Raw genomic sequence first — 15,844 nt, forward strand, 5'->3', positions numbered from 1 at the left:
CACCTTCCTCCACTGCGCCACCACCACCATCGGTGCTAGTCTCCTGTGCGATCTTCCGAGGCGTATTTACACAAAGCGTGGAAATCGCCTCGGTACTCCGAGGTTGGGACATGCGCTCGAGAAACCGGTCGATTCGGTTCAAGATCTTTCTGTTGCTGCTCCTGCCGCTCCTGTCCCTGAGCGCGCTCTGGGGCTTCGTCCTCAACCTGACCGTGGGCGACGGCCAGGCCCTGCTCCGTGCCGGCAGGCTGTACCAAACCCTCGGCGTCACCTCCACCGACCTCGGGCTCGCGTTGCAGGCCGAGCGGGCCGACTCCGCGCTGTCGCCCGCAAAGCGGGCCAGGAGCCTGGGCGCGCAGCGCGAGCGCACCGACGCCGCGCTCAGAGCCTTCACGGCCGCCGCCGCCGAGACCGACGACGCGCAGGTGCGCCAGACCCTGCGCGACACCACGCAGGAGCTCGACAGGCTCGACACCATCCGCGCCTCAGTCGACACCGGCCTGGAAACCCGCCTGACCAACCTCAACGCCTACAACGGCCTCATGGACTCGCTGTTCCGCCTGTACGAGCAGCTGACCTCCGTCCCCGACCTGCCGATCTTCCAGCAGGCGAGCGCGATGCAGGCGATGAGCAACGCCCGCGAGGTCATCTCCAGGGAGAGCGCGCTGATCGGCGGCGCGCTCAGCGAGGGCGAGCTGACCGAGGCCGAGACCGCGGCCTTCTCCGAGTACGTCGCCGCCCGCAAGTTCCTGCACGCCCGCGCGCTGTCCACGCTCGACGCCGAGCTGCGGGGCCCGTACGACAGGTTCTTCGCGGGGCCGGCCTTCGCCGCCTTCACCCTCGCGGAGGCGCGCGTCGCCGTCACGGGCGAGCCGCCGCGGAGGTCCGAGCACTGGACCAGGCCGGTGGCCGACGTGACGGCCCAGCTGGACAGACTCGGCGCGACGTCGGCGAAGATCCTCGCCGAGCGCTCCGACGCGGTGTCCACGACCGTCATGGTCCGCATCGCTGTGGCGGGCGGGGTCGGCCTGCTGGCCGTCATAGCCTCGATCGTCATCTCCGTCAGGTTCGGCCGCCGCCTGTCCTCGGAGCTGGCCGGGCTGCGCTCGGCCGCCCTCGACCTGGCGGAGGTACGGCTCCCGCACCTGGTCACCAGGTTGCGCGGCGGCGAGCAGGTCAACGTCAGGAAGGAAGCGCCCCCGCTCAAGGTCAGCGGCGCGGCGGAGATCCTCGACGTGGCCAAGGCGTTCGGCTCGGTCCAGCGCACCGCGATCGAGGCCGCCGTCGGGCAGGCGAACCTGCGGCGCGGCATCAGCCAGGTCTTCCTCAACCTGGCCAGGCGCAAGCAGGGCCTGCTGCACCGCCAGCTCACCCTGCTGGACGGCATGCAGCGCCGCACCCACGAGCCCGACGCGCTTGACGACCTCTTCCGCCTCGACCACCTGACCACCCGCATGCGGCGGCACGCCGAGGGCCTGATCATCCTGTCCGGCTCAGCGCCCGGCCGGGTGTGGCGGCAGCCGGTGCCCGCCCTCGACGTCGTCAGGGCCGCGACCGCCGAGGTGGAGGACTACACCAGGATCAGCGTCGAGCCGATGCCCACGGCCGCCGTCGACGGCTCTGCGGCGGCCGACCTGGTCCACCTGGTGGCCGAGCTGCTGGAGAACGCCACCATCTACTCCCCGCCCAACACCACGGTCCAGGTGCGCGGCGACGCGGTCAGCAACGGCTACGTCATCGAGATCGAGGACCGAGGGCTCGGCCTGGCCCCCGAGGAGTACGACCGGCTCAACGCGCTGCTCGTGGACCCGCCGGAGTTCGATCTCGCCGACAGCGACAGGCTCGGACTGTTCGTCGTGGCCAAGCTCGCGGCCAGGCACGGCGTGAGTGTGACCGTCAGGGCCTCGCCGTTCGGCGGAACCACCGCTATCGTGCTGATCCCGCGTGGACTGCTGGTGGAACAGCCCGCGCTGCCGCCCGCCGACGCTCCCAGGCGCGAAAGGAAGCCGCTCGCGTTGGTCGGCGGCACGACCACGACCACGACCCACAAGGGCCTGCCAAGACGGGTACGGCAGGCCAATCTGGCCCCGCAGCTGAAGGCCCCCGAGCAGGAGCCGCGCCCTGAGAGATCGCCCGACGAGGTGCGCGACCTGTTCTCCGCCTTCCAGCGGGGCACGCAGCGCGGCAGAGAAGAAGAAGCCCAGGAGGGGGACCTATGACGACACCCACCACGAACAGCGGCGAGCTGAGCTGGCTCCTCGACGACCTCACGACCAGGGTGGGCGCCGTCAGGCAGGCGGTGATCCTGTCCACCGACGGCCTGGCCGTCGGCTACTCACGCGGGCTCAGCCGCGAGGACGCCGAGCACCTGTCGGCGGTCGCCGCCGGATTCCAGAGCCTCGCCCGCGGCGCGGGGCGGCACTTCGGCGGAGGTGACGTGCGCCAGACCATCGTGGAGATGGAGTCGGCGTTCCTGTTCGTCACGGCCGCGGGGCAGGGCACGTGCCTGGCCGTCCTGGCCAACTCGGACGCCGACGTCGGCCACGTCGCCTACGAGATGGCGATGCTGGTCAAGCGGGTCGGGCAGCACATCTCGACTAACCCTCGCGTGTCATGAGCCAGTGGATGGACGAGGAGGCAGGACCCTTCGTCCGCCCGTATGCTCTCATCCGCGGGCGGACCCGCTCCTCGGGGGAGAATCTCGACCTCATCGCCATGGTGACCGCGACGGGCGAGCCGCCCGTCGCGGGGCTCGGGCCCGAGCAGGAGGCGATCCTGCGCGCGGCCCGCACCCCCATCTCGGTGGCCGACGTGGCCGTCGAGCTCGACCTGCCGGTCGGCGTCGTCAGAGTCTTACTCGGCGACCTGCGTGACAACGGCCTCGTCTCGGTCTCGTCCCCCTCCTCAGCAGGGCCGCGCCCGAACGAGCGCATTCTCAAGGAAGTGATCAATGGACTCCGGGCTCTCTGAGGATCCCGTCGCGCTGAAGATCCTCATCGCCGGCGGCTTCGGCGTGGGGAAGACCACGCTGGTCGGCGCGATCAGCGAGATCAAGCCACTGCGCACGGAAGAGGTGCTGTCCGACGTCGGCGTCGGCGTCGACGACCTCGACGGCGTGGAGGGCAAGACCACCACCACGGTGGCGATGGACTTCGGCAGGATCACCATCCGCGAGGGCCTGGTGGTCTACCTGTTCGGCACGCCCGGGCAGGAACGCTTCTGGTTCATGTGGGACGAGCTGTCCTACGGCGCGCTGGGCGCCGTCGTGATCGCCGACACCAGGCGCCTCACCGACTGCTTCCCCTCGATCGACTACTTCGAGCAGCGCGGCACACCGTTCGTGGTGGCGGTCAACTGCTTCGACGGTGCGGCCACCCACAGCGTCGAGGACGTGCGGATCGCGCTCGATCTGGACGACGACATCCCCGTGCTCCTCTGCGACGTGCGCAGGCGGGCCTCCGCGAAGGAGGTCATGATCTCGCTGGTCGAGCACTCGCTCAGGACCCTCACAGGGCCCGGAGCCCGCTGATCACCTCGCGCAGCAGGCTCTCCGTGGGAGAGGCGGCCGCCGTCACCGGCGGCCGCACCAGGATCAGCCCGTGGTCGAGCAGGTCGCCCAGCAGCACCCGCACCACGCCGACAGGCAGCCCGGTCTCCGAGGCGACCTCCACGAGCGGCCCCGTACGGCCCTGCGTCACGTGATCGAGCAGCCGCCTGTGCTGCGAGCCCAGATCGGCCTGGGAGGGGACGGGCACGCCCGTCGAGGTGATCACTGCCAGCAGGTCGAGTGCGGTGGAGGAGGGTCTGGTACGGCCCCTGGTCATCGCGTACGGCCGGACGACGGGCCCGGCTTCCTCGTCCACCCACTCCATGTCGCTCATGCTCCCCCATCCTGTTCACTGTCCTGACGCCCGCGCTGCCAGCCCGACTGCAGGGACGACAGCAGCGCCCTGGTCTCCTCGGGAGAGCGCTCGTCGGCCGAGCGCTGGTCAGCGGGCTCCTGCCGGGGGGACGAGGAGGCCAGGCGAGAAGGCAGGTTGGTCTGCCTGATCCTGCGGGGCAGCACCGCGGGAGCCTCCTCGACGACAGGGGCGTTCAGCGGCATGCTCGTGACCGCCTCGAACGGGCCCCTTGGCTTGGCGTCCTCGAACGGCCCCCTGACGACCACCGGTTCCTGCGTGTCGATGCGCTCGACCTTGACGTCCACCCTGCGGGAGGTGCGCGTCCTGCGCGGCAGGTCCGCCGCGCCCTCCCTCTTGATCGGGCTGACCACCCGCTCGGGCGGTCCCCCGATCGCCGCCAGCGACTCGGTGAGCGCGTTCGGTAGGAGCACGATCGCCGTCGTTCCCCCGTACGGCGACTGCTTGAGCGTCACCGTGACACCGTGCCTGGCGGCCAGCATGCCGACCACCGCGAAGCCGAGCCGCTCGGTCTGCGAGGGGTCGAACTCCTGCGGCCCCGACAGCCGCTCGTTGAGGGCCTGCCGGTCCTGCGCGGGCAGGCCGAGCCCTCGGTCCTCGATCTCGACCGCGTATCCCCTGCCGACCAGCTCGCCCCTGATCGAGACCTCGTTCTCCGGCGAGGAGAACTGCGCGGCGTTCTCGATGAGCTCGGCGAACAGGTGCATCAGGTCGGCGACGGCGGCGCCCGACACACCGCACTCGGGCATCGGGTAGACCCGGACCCTGGTGTAGTCCTCGACCTGGGCGGCGGCGCCGTTCAGCACGTCCTCGACGGGGATGGTGCCGCGCCACTTGCGCCCTGCCGTACCGCCGGACAGCAGCACCAGGCCCTCGGCGTGGCGGCGCATGCGGGTGGTGAGGTGGTCGAGCTTGAACAGGCTCTCCAGCGCGTCGGGGTCCTCGGCCTCGCGCTGCATGCCGTCCAGGAGCTTGAGCTGGCGCTGGAGCAGACTCTGGCTGCGCCTGGCCAGGTTGCGCAGGGCCAGCGCGACGCCCTCCCGCAGCCTGGCCTGTTCGACGGCGGCCTCGACCGCCGTGCTCTGGACGCTGTCGAAGGCGGTGGCCAGGTCCTTGATCTCGCTGGTGGCCGCGGGGGCGACGACGATCGGCGGCGACTCCGCCGCCACGTCGACGCGCTCCCCCGCGCGCAGCCGCGCCACCACCCGCGGCAGCCGGATCTCCGCCAGCTCCAGAGCGGTACGGCGCAGCGTGCCAAGCTCGCTGGTGACGACCCTGCCGACCCTGATGGAGATGAAGATCGAGAAGGCGACCGCGATGAGCCCGAGCACGCCCGCCACGACGGCGCGCGTCAGGATCGCCATGCCCGCGGGCTCCATCCTGGCCAGCAGGAGGTCGCCGGTGTCCCAGGTGCCCCTGGTGTAGTCCTTGAGGACGGGGTCGGCCGAGGCGCGCCACTCCGCCACGCCGAGCCTGCCGCCGGAGAGGACCGAGGTGATCGCGCCCTGCGTGGCGAGGAACTGGGGCGAGCCCGCCAGCGTGTCGAACGGCCTGCGCAGCTCGCCGTCGAGCTCGATCCTCGCCCTGTCGAACTGGAGCGTGCGGGCGCCCTCCAGCTTGGCCATGAGCTCGCGGTCGGCGGGGGCCAGGTCGCCGCCTGAGGCGATGACGAGGGTGTGCTGGCGGTGCAGCAGCTCGCGGGCCTGATCGGCGGCGATGAGCCCGTTGGCCTGCTGGTAGAGGACGACGTCGGTGCTGAGGGCGAAGGTTCCGTAGAGGCGGTAGATCGCGTCGGAGATCGCCGCGTAGTCGGCCACCAGGCGTGAGGGCGTCTGCCTGCCCTCGTCCACCAGCCGCCTGATCTCCCCCAGCCGGTCGGCCTGCGCGAAGACGACTCTGAGCTGCGCCTTCATGTCATGGGTGAGCGCCGACTGGGTGTCACCCGAGTTCGCGTTCTGGGTGAGGGACCTGCGGACCTTGTCGGTGTTCGCCCGCGCCGCGGCCAGGGCGCCGAGTCCCGTCGCGCCGCCGGCCATCCGCTCGGCGGAGGCCAGCCGTTCCTGCTGAAGGTTGTACACCAGGATGTCGGCGTCGTTGATCACGCCGTTCCAGATGGTGTCGACTTTCAACAGGTTGAAGGCCTCACCGGCTGTGGTGCTGGCCGCGAACCCCCATAGCGCCACCAGCGACACCAGGGGGACGACGAGCAGAGTGGCGATCTTGAATCGTATGGATCTGCCCGATGCCATGACACCCGCTCCCGTTGAGAGATCGCGGGAGAGAATAGCACTGGGGTCGGGAGATATCTTGTCTCATTCGTGAGAAATTTGTGACATGTCATGAAATTGGGGCAAGTGAGGCGGTGGCCGCCCTGACCCACTGGAGCCGCACCAGGCGCGCCGCCAGCAGCGCGAGCAGCGCCACCTCCGCCGCCAGCAGACCCCGTTCGACCAGCCCGATCATGACCCTGTCCCCCGGCAGCGCCACATAGGTGATCGCCAGCAGTCCCAGCCCTCCGGCCAGCGCGACCCACTCGACCGGCCTGGAGACGGCCTTCCACCGCTCGTCAGCCGCCAGCCTGGGCACCAGCAGCGCCCCCGCGGCGGGGAGGCTGACGAACGCGGCCACCGACACCCACCTGTGGATCTCGGCGGTCAGCGTCATGTCCATGCCGATCGGCGTGGTGGGGATGATCGCCGCGACGATCAGCGCCCCGCTCCACACCATCAGCAGCCGCTCGGGCAGCCCCTTGATCGGCGCCCCCGCCGCCCGCAGCGCTGCCAGCAACACGAACGACCCCAGGCCCATCGCCACCATCGCCACCTCCGTGACGCCCCCGCGGTCGGCCACGGCGTACTCGCTGATGGTCACGTTCATCGGGTCGAGGTAGGGGTCGGGGTCGAACTGACCGACCACGATGGCGACGACCGAGAACATGATCAACGAGCAGGAGATGAGTGGGTAGAACCTTTTCAGCGGGGCCATGGTTCGAGCATGGCCTTCCGCGCTCTCTCCGCCATCCGGCACCGCCCCTGAGGCGTCCCCGAGTCCGCCCCTGAGAAGTCAGGGCATATCGCCCCCTGAGGGCCTGTCACGGGCGACGTGACGGCGGGCGGCCGAAGTCGTGCGGGAGGAGCGTGGAGGACGGGCGGTCAGCGGTGACCCCGGTGGGCTCAGGTGGGCGGGCCGTACTCGGAGTGGGCCGCGCAGGCGGCGCACATGACCGCGCCGGACTCGGCCGCGCCCGTGCAGATGTCGGGCCTGTCCGGATGCCTGAAGCACAGGCACTGACAGGACGTGGTGGCCTCCTCGACCTCCCAGAGCCCCTCCGACGGCGGCTCGTTGAACAGCTGGTTGTCGAGGAAGTCGGCGAGAGGCCGCAGCACCGCCTCACCCAGCGGGCGCAGGGCCTGCACGAAGGAGGCCGCCAGAGGACCGAAGGTCTCCGACACCTCCCGCAAAAGGTCGGGCGGCGTGCCGGGCTTCTCCTCCGGAGGGGCCCAGCGCATGGCGTCCGCGCTCAGGGTCTCCCAGTCCTCCACCACGCCGTCGATGGCGTCGAGTACGTGATCAGGGTCGCTTCGCATGGTGGCGCTCCAAACGCAGCGGTTCGGATACCACCAGATTACGCGAAGGAGACGCCCACGCCCCCGCGAGTCGTGGCGCCATATCGCTCGATCTCGGCGGCCAGGTTCAGCGGTCTGATGGACTCACGTCCCCTGAGCACGTCCTCGGTGATCAGCGCGGCCGGCACCAGCCACGAGACCTCGAACTCCAGCCCGTCGGGGTCCTTGGCGTACAGGGCCTTGGTCGTCGAGTGGTCGGAGGCGCCCGCCAGCGAGCCGAGCCCGCTCAGCCGCGCCGCGATGCGCTGCAGCTCCTCCAGCGTGTCGACCTCCCACGCGAGGTGGTACAGGCCCACCGTGGAACGGCCCGCGGCCGAGGGCCCCGCCTGCTCGCCGATCTGGAAGAGCCCGAGGTCGTGGTCGTTGGTCGACCCTCCCGCCTGCAGGAAGGCGGCCCCCCGGCATGCTCATGACCACCTCGAAGCCGAGGGCCTCGCGATAGAAGGCGACGCTGCGCTCGACGTCGCGCACGTAGAGAACGGCATGGTTCAGACGTTGCACTGGCATGCCACCAATGTATATGAGAGTTCAACTAAACTGGAGAGCATGACGCGATGGCTGGACGACGACGAGCAGCGCACCTGGCGCAACTACCTAGCGGTGACACAGCTCGTCCAGGAGGCGCTCGACCGGCAGCTCCAGCGCGAGGCGGGCATGCCGCACACCTACTACATGATCCTCGTGGCGCTCTCCGAGGCGCCCGGCCGCTCGATGCGGATGCACGAGCTGGCGCACAGGGCCCAGTCCTCGCAGAGCCGCCTCTCCCACGCGGTCGCCCGGCTGGAAGAGCGCGGGTGGGTGTGCCGCAACCCGTGCGCGGCCGACAGACGCGGCAACATCGCCGAGCTGACCGACGCGGGGTTCGCCGCCCTCGCAGCCGCCGCGCCCGGCCACGTCGAGGAGGTACGGCGCAGCCTGTTCGACGCCCTCACTCCTGAGCAGGTGACCCAGCTCGACGAGATCTGCGCGGCGGTGCGGAAAACGCTGGAGTCGTAGCGCGAATCTGTCGGCGGCAGGCCGTACCGTACCCCCGGGAATCGAGACGAGGGACGGGCATGCACGACGACACACAGCTCTTCAGGACGGTCCACATCATCGCGAGCAGGTTCGCCGGGCAGCCGGTGCCGGTGGTGATGGAGGCTCTGACCAGGTATCTCCCCCAGGCTCCCGGCATCTCGTCGCCTGAGATCCGCAGGATCGCCGAGGAGATCAGCGTCGGCCGCGACCCCTCGGGGCTGTGAACGCTTGACCCCCGGGGTGGTCTCGTCACAGGATTAGGCTGTAATCCAAACTAATTGGGAGACGCCATGTACGAGCCCACCCCTGAAGACCGTTTCACCTTCGGCCTGTGGACGGTCGGATGGCAGGCGCGCGACCCGTTCGGCGACGCCTCCAGGGCGCCGCTCGACCCGGTGGAGAGCGTGCACAGGCTGGCCGAGCTCGGGGCCTACGGCGTCACCTTCCACGACGACGACCTGCTGGCCACCGAGCCCGACAGGGACACCGCGATCGCCGCGTTCAAGAAGGCGCTCGGCGAGACCGGCATGAAGGTGCCGATGGCGACCACCAACCTGTTCACCCACCCGGTGTTCAAGGACGGCGCCTTCACCAGCAACGACCGCGACGTGCGCCGCCACGCCATCCGCAAGGTCATCCGCAACCTCGACCTGGCCGCCGAGCTGGGCGCGACCACCTACGTCTGCTGGGGAGGGCGCGAGGGCGCCGAGTCCGACGCGGCCAAGGACATCAGGTCCGCGCTGGCCCGCTACAAGGAGGCCATGGACATCCTGGCCTCCTACGTCCTCGACAAGGGCTACGACATCAGGTTCGCCATCGAGCCCAAGCCCAACGAGCCGCGCGGCGACATCCTGCTGCCGACCATCGGACACGCTCTGGCGTTCATCAACTCCCTCGAGCACCCCGAGATGGTGGGGCTCAACCCCGAGGTGGGGCACGAGCAGATGGCGGGGCTCAACTTCGTCCACGGCATCGCCCAGGCGCTGTGGCACGGCAAGCTCTTCCACATCGACCTCAACGGCCAGCACGGCCCCAAGTACGACCAGGACCTCGTCTTCGGCCACGGCGATGTGAAGAGCGCGTTCTTCCTGGTCGACCTGCTGGAGCACGGCGGCTACGACGGCCCCAGGCACTTCGACTACAAGCCGTTGCGCACCGAGGACGCCGACGACGTCTGGCACTCCGCCGCCGCCAACATGCGCACCTACCTGATCCTGCGCGAGAAGGCACGGGCCTTCAGGGCCGACCCCGAGGTCCAGGAGGCGCTGGCCGCCTCGCGCGTGGACGAGCTCGCCCAGCCCACCATGGCGCCCGGCGAGACCCTCGCCGACCTGGCCGCCGACGACTTCGACCCCGAGGCCGCCGCCCTGCGCGGCTTCCACTTCACCCGCCTCAACCAGCTCGCCCTCGAGCACCTGCTGGGCGTGCGGGGGTGACCCTCGTCGCGGGGGTCGACTCCTCCACCCAGAGCTGCAAGGTCGTCATCAGGTCCCTCGAGACGGGCGCCCTGGTCAGGCAGGGCCGTGCCGCCCACCCCGACGGCACCTCGGTCGATCCCGCCCACTGGTGGGAGGCGCTGCTGTCGGCGATCGCCGCGGCGGGCGGGCTCGACGACGTGGCGGCCATCAGCGTCGCGGGCCAGCAGCACGGCATGGTCTGCCTCGACGCCGGCGGACGGGTCGTGCGCGACGCGCTGCTCTGGAACGACACCCGCTCCGCCCAGTCGGCCACCGAGCTGGTGGCGTCGCTGGGCGCGCAGGCGTGGGCCGAGGCGGTCGGCAGCGTCCCCGTGGCCTCGTTCACGGTCACCAAGCTGCGCTGGCTGGCCACGCACGAGCCCGCCAGCGCCGCCCGCACCGCCGCGGTCTGCCTGCCCCACGACTGGCTCACGTGGCGGCTGAAGGGCTCGCGAGGGCTCGACGAGCTGACCACGGACCGAGGCGACGCCTCCGGCACCGGCTACTGGTCGCCGATCACCGGCGCCTACCGCGACGACCTCCTCAAGCTGGCCTTCGGCGCGGTGCCGGTGGTCCCGCGGGTGCTCGGTCCCACCGAGGAGGCAGGCGCCACCTCCGAGGGCGTCCTGCTGGCTCCGGGCACCGGCGACAACATGGCCGCCGCGCTCGGCGTGGGCGCGCGCCCCGGCGACGTGGTGGTCTCCATCGGCACCTCGGGTACGGCCTTCGCCGTCGCCGACACACCCAGCCGCGACACCAGTGGCGCGGTGGCGGGGTTCGCCGACGCCACAGGTCGATTCCTGCCGCTGGCCTGCACGCTCAACGCGGCCAGGGTGCTCGACGCCGCGGCCGCCATGATCGGCGTGGGCCTGGAACGGCTCGGCGAGCTGGCCCTCTCGGCGCCCGCGGGGGCCGAAGGGCTGACGCTGGTGCCGTACCTGGAGGGTGAGAGGACCCCCAACCTGCCCCATGCCACGGGCGCGATCCACGGCCTGCGCCTGTCCACCTCCACCCCCGCGCATCTGGCCAGGGCGGCGGTCGAGGGCATGCTGTGCGGCCTCGCCGACGCCCTCGACGCGCTCGGGCTGTCGCCCGAACGGGTCCTGCTGATCGGCGGCGGCGCCAGGTCCGAGGCCGTACGGCGCATCGCCCCAACCGTCTTCGGACGCCCTGTCGTGGTGCCCCCTCCCGGCGAGTACGTCGCAGACGGAGCGGCCCGCCAGGCCGCCTGGCTGCTGAGCGGGGGCGCCGAGCCGCCCGAGTGGTCGGCCGGCTCGCCCTCGGTCCACGAGGCAGAACCGACGCCCGGCCTTCGCGAGCGCTACGCCGAGGCCCGCACGCGCTTCCTCGGGGGCGTCTAGCGGTCAGTTGACGGCGTCGAGCCTGGCCCGCTGGTCCTGCGTCAGCTCCAGATCCACCGCGGCCAGGTTCTCCTCGAGCTGCGCCACCGAGGAGGCGCCCGCCAGCGGGATGATCGGCAGCCGCCCGCCGATCTGCCACGACAGCACCACCTGGTTCACGCTCGCCCCGGTCTCCTTCGCGACCTCGCGCAGCACCGCCAGCCTGGCGGGCGTCCCCGGGTGGTCGTAGTCGCGCGGCAGCGGCCTGTCCTCGCGGGCGTAGGCGCCACCGAGCAGCGGCGAGTAGGCGACCAGGGTCAGCCCCGGCTCGGCCCGCAGGTAGGTCATCAGCTCGGCGCCCGCGTGCCCGAGGCTGCCGTCCTCGAAGATCGACTCGGGGACGTCGAAGCGCGGACGCAGGTGGCTGTGCTGGTACTGCAGGACCTCGTAGCCAGGCAGCCCCGCCGCGGCGGCCAGGGCGCGGGCCCGCTCCACCCGCCAGATCGCGTGGTTGCTCACCCCGAGCAGCCCGACCGTCCCCTCCGCCACCAGCTCGGCGAAGCCCTCCACGGTCTCGCCCAGCGGGACGGCCCTGTCCTCGATGTGCGCGTAGAGCAGGTCGATCCTGTCCACACCGAGCAGCTCCCTGCTGCGCTCGGCCGACTCCCTGATCACCTTCGCCGACAGTCCCTCCGCGTTGTCGACGTAGCTGGTGCCCGGTGCGAGCGGACGCGCGCCGAGCTTGGTGGCGATGACGATCTCGTCACCGACGCCGCGGCTGCGCCGCCATCGTCCGAGCAGCTTCTCGCTCTGCCCGCCCTGACTGCCGTCGATCCAGAAGGCGTAGTTGTCCGAGGTGTCGATGAACGTCCCACCGGCTTCGACGTAGCGGTCGAGGATGGCGAACGAGGTCTTCTCGTCTGTCACCGAGCCGAAGAGCATCGCGCCGAGGGCGAGGACGCTCACCTCACGGCGGGTCTTCGGGTCGGTGCCGATCGTGCGGTACTTCATGCTTTCCCTCCCGTCCGGCCCGTCCTGTCCGGGCCCCGAACAGGAGTCTGGGACGTGGAGCGCACTCCAGGTCAAGCCCGGTCGACTCACAATGGTGAGGTGATCACATACACCGATGACCTGCGCGCGATCAGCGAGAAGCACCTTCAAGGCGGGTTCTTCGCCGGCTGGCCCGCGGCCCCCTCGCCCGAGCAGCATCTGGCGGTCCTTCGAGGAAGTTACCGGGCGATCGTCGCCATGGACGAGTCGAGCGGCCAGGCCGTCGGGTTCGTCACCATGGTCAGCGACGGCGTGCTGACCGCCTTCGTCCCGTGGCTCGAGGTCCTGCCCGCCTACCAGTCGAGAGGGATCGGATCCGAGCTGATGCGCAGAGTCCTGGAGGGCTGCGAACGGTTCTACTCCGTCGACCTCATGTGCGACGAGCCCCTCCGGCCGTACTACGCGCGCCTGGGCATGTCCCCCTTGACCGGCATGACCCTCCGCAACCGAGCCGCCCTCGGCTGACGGCCGGCGTGGCCGACCTAGTCGACCCACCACCATCCGCCGCCGAGATGGCGGGTCGGACTCCCGAGATCGCCCTCCGCGGTCTGGAGCACCGGCTCGCGGCCACGCGCGACCGGGACGTAGGCGAATCCCCTGCCGGTCTCGGCGCGCCACAGGTCGACGAAGACGGGGAAGTAGAGGCCATCCTTCTGCGCCTGAATGTCCCCGTCCACGGCGAGATATCGCATCCACGCGGGGACGGTGAGGGGCTTGCCCTTCTCGTAGTCGGCGGCCAGTTCGGCGAACGCCTCATGCTCCAGCCACAGCACGCTCCTGACGTGGAACACAGGCCAGTCGGTCGTCCACAGAGCCGCCCCGAAGGCCACCGCGATCACCAGCCCAGCCAGGGCGCGGCCGTACCGCCTGATCGAGAGATACGACATCACCGCCACCCAGGACCACAGGGCGGCCCACAGCCAGCCGACCCCGATCAGCGGCCACACGAACAGCCATATCGAGTGGAAGATCGGGATGTACAGGAAGTACGTGGCCGCCAACACCAGCCAGCCGATCAGCGCCATCAGGACAGGCACCCTCGACCATCGCTCGGCGTTCTTCGCGGTGGGTGACGACACAGGGAGAGTGTGCGGGGAGAAGATCGCCCAAGCTACGGCTTCGCCAACACTTTCACGCTATGTGCACAGTTCCACCACATGTTCGCTCCGAGCTCGGCCGGTCAGGTGCCGCGCTCGTAAGCGCTTCCAGGGGCTTTGCGGCTATCTCGGCGCCCGGGCGCGTAGGGCAGGGATGAACCAGGCGTATGCCGGGGCCAGGCTCTCCGGGGCCGGCCAGCCGTTGATCACTGCGAGCAGCCGGAGGTACCGCTCCCAGCGCGGGTCGGCGGCGGCCTCCAGCCGGGTCAGCAGCCTGTGTCGAAGCTCGGCGTCGTCGGGGCGGTCGAAGACCTGGGCGTACTGAGCCATGACCGCCGCGACGACCGCGTCGGCCTCGGGCGAGGCCGGGTCGATGCCCGCCGCCAGGGCCGGGCCCACCTCGTCACGGACCATCGCGGCCGAGTCGCGGCGCAGCGTCGTGGCGTCGCCCTGGGCGCGCTCGGCCGCGTGGTGCTCGGCCATGCGCCGTACGCTGCCGCGAAAATCCGGGTCCTGGGACAGCTCCGCCAGCTCCACCCACGCCTCGACCTGTTCGGTCTCGGGACTGTCGGGGAGTTCGGGGGTCATCGAGCGCCTGATCCCTGCGAACCCTGCGTCGGCGTCCAGGCCGCCGAAGGCGGCGTCGAGGAAGTCGTCGATCAGCCGTCGGCGTTCGTCCTCGGAGAGCTTGGCGAGCTTGTGCATGAGATCCATCTCCTCAGGGGTGGAGCCGCGCCTGGCCACCGCCGTCAGCACCGCCCGCCGCAGGCGCAGCGTCCGGATCTGGACGGCCAGCGCCTCGGCGTGCGCCGCGGCGACCTCGGGCAGCGAGATCTCCCTGTCCAGGACCTTCCTGATCGTGGAAAGGTCCAGGCCGAGGTCGCGCAGCGTGCGTACGAGGTCGAGGCGTGCGACGGCGTCGATGCCGTAGCGGCGGTAGCCCGCGGGGCTGCGGTCGGTGGGCGGCACGATCCCGCGATCGGCGTAGAACCGAATGGCCTTGACCGTCAGCCCGGTCCGCCTGGCCAGATCGCCGATCGAGTAAAGCGTGTCGCCGTCCATACCCTCACCCTCGCGTCTCCCCTTACTGGAGACTCAAGCCCATCTCACCTGCCCGCGCACGCTCGCCGTACGGCGAGCCGCGTCAGGCGTCCCTTGAGCCGTTCGTCGCCGACGGGTTCGTCAAGCTGCCGGCGGCTGCGCCCCGCGAGGTCGGCGACGCCGCCACCCCGGGTGTCGGCGGTTGCTCAAGCGGTGAACCCCAGCGCGAGGGAGGCGATCACCGGCGCCGCGTACATCATCGGGAACGGGATGTGGGAGTACCAGCGCGCCCTGACCACGGTGACGACGGCGCCGGCGAAGTAGAGCACCAGCCCGATCCCGGCGATGGCGCCGATGACCGGGACGAACAGACCGGCCACCAGACCCGCGGCGCCCGCGGCCTTGGCCGCGCCGAGCCACGGCCACAGCGCACGCGGGACGCGGTAGTCGGCCAGCGGCTGCACGACCCACTGGGCGTGGAAGAAGACGGAGCCGGCCGAGAAGCCCGCCATGGCGGCGGCCAGAAGGGTGATGACGACGTAGGCGGTGGACATCTCGGATGCTCCTCATCGGGGGGGCGTTTCGGGGTCTTCACTGACTTGACCCCGCCCGGCGCATGAGTGTGACTGGACGAGCCGTTCCAACCGGATTCTCACGAGCACGGCGCACTCTTCGTGCGAATCAGCCGCCGGGGCCGTAGGGCCCCGGGTGGCGCATTCTCCAGACGGTGCCGCGGGTGATGGCTTCCTTGAACGTCGCGGAGGCGCGACCGGTCAGTACGGCGCCGAGCGGGCTGTCGTCGGCACGGGTTACCTGGGTGACGCCGTCATGACGGCCGAGGCTGATGTTCTGCCAGACGTAGCGGATCCTGGCCGCCTCGCCGGCCGAGGCCAGCGTGAACGCGTGCTCCCCGATCCCCGGCACGCCATCCGTATCCGCGTCGCTGCCGAGGGCGTAGATCAGCACGTCATAACTCAGGCTGTACGGCGCCGCGTCGAGCCGTACGGCCCGCGCGTCGAGATCGAGGCCGGTCACCCTGGCCACCACCAGCTCCACGCCGGTGCCGTCGAGCAGGCCAGAAAGCGGCAGGTCGGGCAGCGGCTGCCCGGCCGCGAGCTGGTGGAGCCTGACCCGCTCCACGAACCTGTCGCTCGCGTTGACCAGTGTCACCTGGGCGTCGGCGCCCTGCAGCCTCCTGGCGACACGCTTGGCGGCACCCAGCCCCGCGTAACCGGCACCCAGCACCACGATGCGGGCTGTCACGGTTTCCTCCGTATCGAGTCCCCACTTGAACCG

General features: G+C 70.6%; 19 protein-coding genes and 1 pseudogene. 9 read left to right on the forward strand and 11 right to left on the reverse strand.

The features are described 5' to 3' along the window. Positions 1 to 152: 152 nt before the first annotated feature. Genes ABFX55_RS35450 through ABFX55_RS35465 form a run of 4 tightly spaced genes read left to right on the forward strand, consistent with a single transcriptional unit; the run spans position 153 to position 3,529 of the window. A complete protein-coding gene (locus tag ABFX55_RS35450) occupies positions 153 to 2,219 on the forward strand; it encodes a sensor histidine kinase (protein WP_346127174.1) in 2,067 nt (688 codons plus the stop codon). After that, entirely contained in the window at positions 2,216 to 2,617 is a 402-nt protein-coding gene (locus tag ABFX55_RS35455; protein WP_183652638.1) for a roadblock/LC7 domain-containing protein, read from the forward strand. Before ABFX55_RS35450 ends, ABFX55_RS35455 begins: the two co-directional genes overlap by 4 nt. After that, positions 2,614 to 2,970 (forward strand): DUF742 domain-containing protein, encoded by a 357-nt coding sequence (locus ABFX55_RS35460; protein ID WP_346127176.1) that lies wholly within the window; start codon positions 2,614 to 2,616, stop codon positions 2,968 to 2,970. Before ABFX55_RS35455 ends, ABFX55_RS35460 begins: the two co-directional genes overlap by 4 nt. Continuing rightward, positions 2,951 to 3,529, forward strand: coding sequence for a GTP-binding protein (locus tag ABFX55_RS35465; protein ID WP_346127178.1), 579 nt, complete (start codon positions 2,951 to 2,953; stop codon positions 3,527 to 3,529). Before ABFX55_RS35460 ends, ABFX55_RS35465 begins: the two co-directional genes overlap by 20 nt. On the opposite strand, the gene ABFX55_RS35470 is transcribed toward ABFX55_RS35465, so the two are convergent. The 6 genes and pseudogenes from ABFX55_RS35470 to ABFX55_RS35495 form a co-directional block, all read right to left on the reverse strand. Beyond that, complete coding sequence (locus ABFX55_RS35470; protein ID WP_346127179.1) at positions 3,507 to 3,881, reverse strand: DUF742 domain-containing protein; 375 nt, start codon at positions 3,879 to 3,881, stop codon at positions 3,507 to 3,509. The genes ABFX55_RS35465 and ABFX55_RS35470 overlap by 23 nt on opposite strands. After that, positions 3,878 to 6,169 carry a sensor histidine kinase gene (locus ABFX55_RS35475; RefSeq protein ID WP_346127180.1) on the reverse strand — a complete coding sequence of 764 codons (2,292 nt, stop codon included), beginning with the start codon at positions 6,167 to 6,169 and terminating at the stop codon, positions 3,878 to 3,880. Before ABFX55_RS35475 ends, ABFX55_RS35470 begins: the two co-directional genes overlap by 4 nt. An 88-nt stretch (positions 6,170 to 6,257) precedes the next feature. Continuing rightward, the gene (locus ABFX55_RS35480; RefSeq protein WP_346127182.1) at positions 6,258 to 6,905 is read right to left on the reverse strand and encodes a DUF998 domain-containing protein; all 648 of its coding nucleotides are present in this window, start codon (positions 6,903 to 6,905) and stop codon (positions 6,258 to 6,260) included. A gap of 188 nt (positions 6,906 to 7,093) precedes the next feature. Beyond that, positions 7,094 to 7,507, reverse strand: a complete 414-nt coding sequence (locus ABFX55_RS35485) for a hypothetical protein (protein ID WP_346127184.1) — start codon at positions 7,505 to 7,507, stop codon at positions 7,094 to 7,096. A 38-nt stretch (positions 7,508 to 7,545) separates the two neighbouring features. Continuing rightward, positions 7,546 to 7,842, reverse strand: coding sequence for a VOC family protein (locus ABFX55_RS35490; RefSeq protein ID WP_346131505.1), 297 nt, complete (start codon positions 7,840 to 7,842; stop codon positions 7,546 to 7,548). 142 nt (positions 7,843 to 7,984) lie between these two features. After that, positions 7,985 to 8,053: pseudogene (locus tag ABFX55_RS35495) on the reverse strand (VOC family protein); the annotation flags it as partial. Positions 8,054 to 8,092: 39 nt separating this feature from the next. Here ABFX55_RS35495 and ABFX55_RS35500 point away from each other — a divergent pair. The 4 genes from ABFX55_RS35500 to xylB all read left to right on the forward strand — a co-directional run bounded on the left by ABFX55_RS35500 (position 8,093) and on the right by xylB (position 11,381). Then, on the forward strand, positions 8,093 to 8,542 hold the full coding sequence (locus tag ABFX55_RS35500; RefSeq protein ID WP_346127186.1) for a MarR family winged helix-turn-helix transcriptional regulator: 450 nt from the start codon (positions 8,093 to 8,095) through the stop codon (positions 8,540 to 8,542). Positions 8,543 to 8,601: 59 nt separating this feature from the next. Further along, entirely contained in the window at positions 8,602 to 8,787 is a 186-nt protein-coding gene (locus ABFX55_RS35505; protein WP_183652661.1) for a hypothetical protein, read from the forward strand. Between the two features lie 66 nt (positions 8,788 to 8,853). Continuing rightward, positions 8,854 to 9,999, forward strand: coding sequence for a xylose isomerase (gene xylA, locus ABFX55_RS35510; RefSeq protein WP_183652663.1), 1,146 nt, complete (start codon positions 8,854 to 8,856; stop codon positions 9,997 to 9,999). Further along, positions 9,996 to 11,381 (forward strand): xylulokinase, encoded by a 1,386-nt coding sequence (gene xylB / locus ABFX55_RS35515; RefSeq protein WP_346127188.1) that lies wholly within the window; start codon positions 9,996 to 9,998, stop codon positions 11,379 to 11,381. The genes xylA and xylB overlap by 4 nt, the downstream gene beginning before the upstream one ends. A gap of 3 nt (positions 11,382 to 11,384) precedes the next feature. Here xylB and ABFX55_RS35520 read toward each other — a convergent pair whose 3' ends face one another. Next, complete coding sequence (locus ABFX55_RS35520; RefSeq protein WP_346127189.1) at positions 11,385 to 12,371, reverse strand: aldo/keto reductase; 987 nt, start codon at positions 12,369 to 12,371, stop codon at positions 11,385 to 11,387. A gap of 99 nt (positions 12,372 to 12,470) precedes the next feature. On the opposite strand from ABFX55_RS35520, the gene ABFX55_RS35525 reads away from it, so the two are divergent. After that, entirely contained in the window at positions 12,471 to 12,875 is a 405-nt protein-coding gene (locus ABFX55_RS35525; protein ID WP_346127191.1) for a GNAT family N-acetyltransferase, read from the forward strand. A 17-nt stretch (positions 12,876 to 12,892) separates the two neighbouring features. Here the strand turns inward: ABFX55_RS35525 and ABFX55_RS35530 are convergent, their stop codons facing one another. The 4 genes from ABFX55_RS35530 to ABFX55_RS35545 all read right to left on the reverse strand — a co-directional run bounded on the left by ABFX55_RS35530 (position 12,893) and on the right by ABFX55_RS35545 (position 15,811). Further along, entirely contained in the window at positions 12,893 to 13,489 is a 597-nt protein-coding gene (locus ABFX55_RS35530; protein WP_346127193.1) for a hypothetical protein, read from the reverse strand. Positions 13,490 to 13,630: 141 nt separating this feature from the next. Further along, positions 13,631 to 14,569 carry a MerR family transcriptional regulator gene (locus tag ABFX55_RS35535; RefSeq protein WP_346127194.1) on the reverse strand — a complete coding sequence of 313 codons (939 nt, stop codon included), beginning with the start codon at positions 14,567 to 14,569 and terminating at the stop codon, positions 13,631 to 13,633. Positions 14,570 to 14,754: 185 nt separating this feature from the next. Further along, complete coding sequence (locus ABFX55_RS35540; RefSeq protein WP_346127196.1) at positions 14,755 to 15,102, reverse strand: DoxX family protein; 348 nt, start codon at positions 15,100 to 15,102, stop codon at positions 14,755 to 14,757. 127 nt (positions 15,103 to 15,229) lie between these two features. Beyond that, positions 15,230 to 15,811 (reverse strand): FAD-dependent oxidoreductase, encoded by a 582-nt coding sequence (locus tag ABFX55_RS35545; RefSeq protein ID WP_346127197.1) that lies wholly within the window; start codon positions 15,809 to 15,811, stop codon positions 15,230 to 15,232. Positions 15,812 to 15,844 lie beyond the last annotated feature (33 nt).

Origin of the sequence: Nonomuraea roseola, from assembly GCF_039535395.1 — a bacterium.
Classification (GTDB): domain Bacteria; phylum Actinomycetota; class Actinomycetes; order Streptosporangiales; family Streptosporangiaceae; genus Nonomuraea; species Nonomuraea roseola.

Coding starts and splice junctions, on each gene's coding strand:
- ABFX55_RS35505 (WP_183652661.1), top strand. CDS start 8,602: ATGCACGACGACACACAGCTCTTCAGGACGGTCCACATCATCGCGAGC.
- xylA (WP_183652663.1), top strand. CDS start 8,854: ATGTACGAGCCCACCCCTGAAGACCGTTTCACCTTCGGCCTGTGGACG.
- ABFX55_RS35540 (WP_346127196.1), bottom strand. CDS start 15,102: ATGTCCACCGCCTACGTCGTCATCACCCTTCTGGCCGCCGCCATGGCG.
- ABFX55_RS35460 (WP_346127176.1), top strand. CDS start 2,614: ATGAGCCAGTGGATGGACGAGGAGGCAGGACCCTTCGTCCGCCCGTAT.
- ABFX55_RS35470 (WP_346127179.1), bottom strand. CDS start 3,881: ATGAGCGACATGGAGTGGGTGGACGAGGAAGCCGGGCCCGTCGTCCGG.
- ABFX55_RS35535 (WP_346127194.1), bottom strand. CDS start 14,569: ATGGACGGCGACACGCTTTACTCGATCGGCGATCTGGCCAGGCGGACC.
- ABFX55_RS35485 (WP_346127184.1), bottom strand. CDS start 7,507: ATGCGAAGCGACCCTGATCACGTACTCGACGCCATCGACGGCGTGGTG.
- ABFX55_RS35455 (WP_183652638.1), top strand. CDS start 2,216: ATGACGACACCCACCACGAACAGCGGCGAGCTGAGCTGGCTCCTCGAC.
- ABFX55_RS35475 (WP_346127180.1), bottom strand. CDS start 6,169: ATGGCATCGGGCAGATCCATACGATTCAAGATCGCCACTCTGCTCGTC.
- ABFX55_RS35480 (WP_346127182.1), bottom strand. CDS start 6,905: ATGGCCCCGCTGAAAAGGTTCTACCCACTCATCTCCTGCTCGTTGATC.
- ABFX55_RS35520 (WP_346127189.1), bottom strand. CDS start 12,371: ATGAAGTACCGCACGATCGGCACCGACCCGAAGACCCGCCGTGAGGTG.
- ABFX55_RS35465 (WP_346127178.1), top strand. CDS start 2,951: ATGGACTCCGGGCTCTCTGAGGATCCCGTCGCGCTGAAGATCCTCATC.
- ABFX55_RS35500 (WP_346127186.1), top strand. CDS start 8,093: ATGACGCGATGGCTGGACGACGACGAGCAGCGCACCTGGCGCAACTAC.